1 protein-coding gene and 1 pseudogene are annotated in these 4,750 nt (G+C 47.7%); both read right to left on the bottom strand.

The features are described 5' to 3' along the window. Window positions 1-631 (bottom strand): annotated as a pseudogene (locus BUE31_RS30465) (hypothetical protein); the annotation flags it as partial. 570 nt (window positions 632-1,201) lie between these two features. After that, on the bottom strand, window positions 1,202-4,750 hold a 3,549-nt coding region (locus tag BUE31_RS30460), incomplete at its 5' end, for a cadherin-like beta sandwich domain-containing protein (RefSeq protein ID WP_200802015.1).

The following is a 4,750-nucleotide window of genomic DNA, read 5'->3' as shown; positions in this document are numbered from 1 at the left end:
TACTTATTACAATGCCCGGGCCGCCACCAACCGGATATTCGGTTATCGCGCCAATACCTTGGCTAGTTTCTAACACAAATACATTCCCTTTGCTGTCAACGGCTACGGCCACAGCATCACCGATTGATGTGGTGATGATAGCACCGCCACCGGCCGGTACTTCTTTAAGATCGCCTGAATCGGTTACCCATATATTCCCGAATGGATCAACGGCCACCCCCGTCGGACCAGTAAAGCCGGAGCCAATAGTTGTGGGCGTGCCGCCCCCGGCAGGGGTCTTCTTTACAAGCATATTGCCCTTGTCGGCCACATAAACATTGCCCGCAGCGTCAGTTGCAATGCCCATCGGCACGTTGAACCCGGAAGCTAACGTAGTAGCGCTGGTGCTATAGCCATAGCCCGCTACCCCGCTGCTGGTTGGCGCAAGCGTTACCGCCGTTCCGACTGTATACGTTTGCGGCGTGCTGTAACTTAAAGTTGGCAGCTGTGCGAATAGTTTAACGGGTGCAGCCGTTATCATAACCATTATTACTAACAACGTCTTTGCGAAACACATGCTGGCCTGGCCAACGGTTTGCTTTAACTGCTTTGCAGCCGTAGCTGCGGCTAAAGAAGAGTAGAGGTTTCTCATAACAGTATATTTAATATATATGTATATATATCGGCGGTTAGCCGTATTAAAATGCTTTAATATAAAAAGACATTTCCTGTAACACCTGTATCTTAAAGATAAAAGGATGATGAACAGGGGAATCCATCAACAGGAATATCTTGTTGTCAATATCTATTAAAATTAAATAAGCTATTTTTTGCGAGACACGATCCGGCGTTCGTCCGGATATTTTAAACTATGATCAAGGTTTAGTATTAGTGATATCCTGTTTAAACTAAAAAGGCAACTATTATAAAGGTATAATGAAATACTTTTAAAAAGCAACTTTTTTAACACCTAAGTAATTTTATAACAAGATTGTTACATGTAACTACATGAGCAATAGCCCATTAGGCTATTGCAGCACATTTAAGTCCATAGTCTTTAGGTAACTTCTAAAAACTCCTTTTTTTCTAAACGTCGATTTCGGTGTTTTTTTTAAAAAATGGTTTTTAGTGTAATTACATAAACCGGTTGATTTTTAAGTAAATCCATTGTTCCCCACGAGTTTTTAGAGGCGCCCTATGGTCTATCTACCATGGATTAACATCAGTACTTCAATATAATGTATCCTGTTTTATGCTTATTTTTCCCGTTAACAGTATAATCCAACGAGTAAAAATAGGTCCCCGCCTGCTGTAGCTTGCCATTGGTATTTGAGTGCCCGTCAAATACTTTTGAAATATTATCATAGCTTTTTGTCTCGTATACCAGCGTACCATTGCGGCTCATGATCTGCAAGGTGTTATTAGGGTAAGCAGTTATGCCGTCTATCAGCAGATAGTCGCTTTTCCCGTCGCCGTTTGGCGACACATTCTGATGTACCACTACCTCATTTACGGTAACCGGCACCGTTTGTTTATCATCATATAAGGATACAAATCCAACCGGCGCCTGCCTGGTTACCTTGATGCTGTAGGTATTGGCGGTTACCCCGTCCTGCGCAGTTGCTACCGTAGTAATCGTGTTGTCGCCTACATTTAAAGGGATCGCTCCTGATGCCGTGCCTGAGGCTACCGATACGTTGTTTACCGTTATCGTTGTAGTCGCATCAAGGCTTGTCGGGGTTAACGTTACTGAGCTTACCGAATTGGCTACTATTGCTTTATAATCCCTGTAATCAGGTCCTGTAACTACAGACAGCGTTGTCGCCGGGTTCAGCGCCAGGGTGGTTAACACTGCCGGCGCCTGCCGGATTACCAAGATGCTGTACGTATTGGTCGTTACACCATCCTGCGCGGTTGCTACCGTAGTAATCGTGTTGTTTCCCACATTTAACGGGATGGATCCTGAGGCCGTGCCTGAGGCTACCGCTACATTATTTACTGTTATCGTTGTTGTTGCATCAGGGCTTACCGGGGTTAACGTTACCGAGCTCACCGAATTGCCTACCGATACTCTATAATCCCTGTAATCAGGACCTGGTATCGCATACAACGGCGCCGCCGGGTTTAGTGTCAGGGTGGTTAACACCGCCGGCGCCAGCCGGATTATCAATATGCTGTAGGTTTTGGTCGTTACCCCGTCCTGCCCCGTTGCTACTGTAGTAATCGTGTTATCGCCTACATTTAGCGGGATGGAGCCAGAGGCCGTGCCGGAGGCTACCGCCACATTATTTACCGTGATCGTTGTGCCGGCATCCGCTGCTGTTGGGGTTAACGTTACCGAGCTCACCGAATTAGCTACCGAAACTCTATAGTCTCTAAAATCAGGACCCGGTATCGCGTACGACGGCGCTGTCGGGTTTAGTGTCAGGGTGGTTAACACTGCCTGTTCCTGCCTGGTTACCTTGATGCTGTAGGTATTGGTGGTTACCCCGTCCTGCGCAGTAGATACTATATTGATAACGTTATTGCCTATCGATAATGGAATTGACGGTGATTCCGCCCCCGACGTTACCGTTATTCCGTTTATCTTCAGCGTCGCTGTTGCATCCTGCTCTGTTGCTGTTACAGTTATACTGCTTGTTGCAGCAGGTACCTTGGCTGTATAATTTAAATAGCTTGGCCCGCTTACAAGGGTAAGCGTTGTGGCCGGTGTTAAATGTATAGAAGTTAACAGCGCATCTGCCGAGCCACGGCCAACTTTTACGGTATAGGTGTTTGTCCCTGTGCCGCCCGCAGCTGTTACCACCGTAGTAATGATATTAGCGCCTAAAGCTAATGGTATGCTTGCCGAAGCTGTTCCTGATGCTACTGTTGTACCATTTACGGTTATGGTAGCCGAGGGAGTTGATGATGTTGGCGTTTCGGTTATTGAAGTAGTGGCAGCAGGTACAATTGCCGTATAGCTGTTTGTTTCCGTTGCAAAGGTTGGCGACAATATGCCGCTGCTTAATGCAAGGCCCGAGAGGCCTATATTTGCTACTTTGATATTCACTGTGGCTGAACCGCTGCCGCTGCTGTTGTAGGCAGTAATGAAATAGTTTGTTGCCGGGTTTGACACGGTTGGTGTGCCGCTGATAACGCCGGTAGTGTTATTAAAACTTAAGCCTGCCGGTAAAAAAGGGCCAATATAGTAGCCGCCAACCGGTTTGATTTTTTCAACAGCATTATTAAATTCATCCGCCACGTAAACATTGCCTTTACGGTCAACGGCAACACCCGCCGGACCGTTAAAGCTTGAGTTTAATAATATCGTGCTGCCACCTGTAACGGGTATCTCCCTCACGGCACCGCCGCCGCCCACATACACATTGCCGGATGCATCTACCGCTACGCCAATAGGTTGATCAAGCCCGGAGCCTATGATAACCAGCGTTCCGCCGCCTGCCGGTATCTTTTTTACTTCGCTATTGGTATAATCGCCTACATAAATATTTCCGGCAGCATCTACCGCAACACCATAAGGTGTAAAACCTGAGGCTAAGGTTATTGGCGCTCCACCGCTCACCGGGATCTCTTTTACTGCATTGTTGCCTCTATCACCAACATATATATTACCCGCACCATCTACCGCCACACCACCCACGGGCTCATTAAGTCCTGACCCTAAGATAACCGGAGCGCCGCCGCCTACCGGTATCTTTTTTATGCCTGCGGAGCTATGGTCACCTACATAAACATTGCCGGCGGCATCCACCGCTACACAGAATGGGTCGATGAAACCGGAACCTATAGTAACCGGGCTGCCGCCGCCTGCCGGTATCTTTTTAATAGCGTTGTTACCTTGATCCGCCACATATACATTGCCTGCCGCATCTACGGCTACACCTGATGGAGCACTAAATCCTGTTGCTATAGTAACGAAGCTGCTGCTATAGGCCGGTGCGGCAACCGTACCGCTGACTGTTGGCGCCAGTGGTGTAATTGTATTGGCGGTACTATAAGTATGCGGACTACTATAACTGAATACAACGGAGGGGCTTGTTACAAATACCGTGTAGGTAGTGGTTGTTATGCCATCCGATGCAGTTACCACAACACTAACAGGGTTTGTGCCTGGGGTTAAAGAAATGGCTGCAGAAGGTGACCCGGATGTCACTGCAGTGCCATTAACTGTGACTGTTGAAGTAGGGTCGCTGGTTGTTGGCGTTAGCGTTATGGATGAAGTGGAATAGCTTACCGAATCGACATAGCTGTTTGTTGTGCTTGCGAAAGCCGGGCTAAGCGTACCGGTGCTAAGCGTTATATTGGAAAGCGTTGTATTTGCCGGAGGCACACGTGTTACATTAACAGTATATGTGTTTGTTGATATCCCGCCCGCAGCGGTTACAACAACAGTGATGGCATTGGCGCCTAAAGCCAAAGGAATGCTTGCCGAGACAGAACCCGAAGCAACCGTTGTGCCGTTTACTGTTACGGTAGCAGTTGGGCTGCTGGTTGTCGGCGTCACCTTAATTGATGTGACGGTATTGACCACAGATGCAGTATAATTAAAAGTACCGCTTGCGAAAGACGGGGCCAATGTCCCGCTGCTCAATACCAGGTTGGCAAGGGTAGACAAAGGCGGGGCGCTATTAACTTTTATGTTTAACGTTGCAAAAGTGCTGCCGCTGCTGTTATAGGCGGTAACGGTATAGTTTGTTGCCGGGCTTGCTGCGGTTGGCGTTCCGCTGATAATGCCTGTATTTTCATCGAAATTAAGGCCTGCGGGCAG

The sequence above is a fragment of the Mucilaginibacter sp. OK098 genome (assembly GCF_900142915.1).
In the GTDB taxonomy this organism is placed as follows: Bacteria; Bacteroidota; Bacteroidia; order Sphingobacteriales; family Sphingobacteriaceae; genus Mucilaginibacter.
The sequence above is the reverse complement of the archived record's forward strand: the minus strand, read 5'-3'. Positions and strand labels throughout refer to the sequence as shown.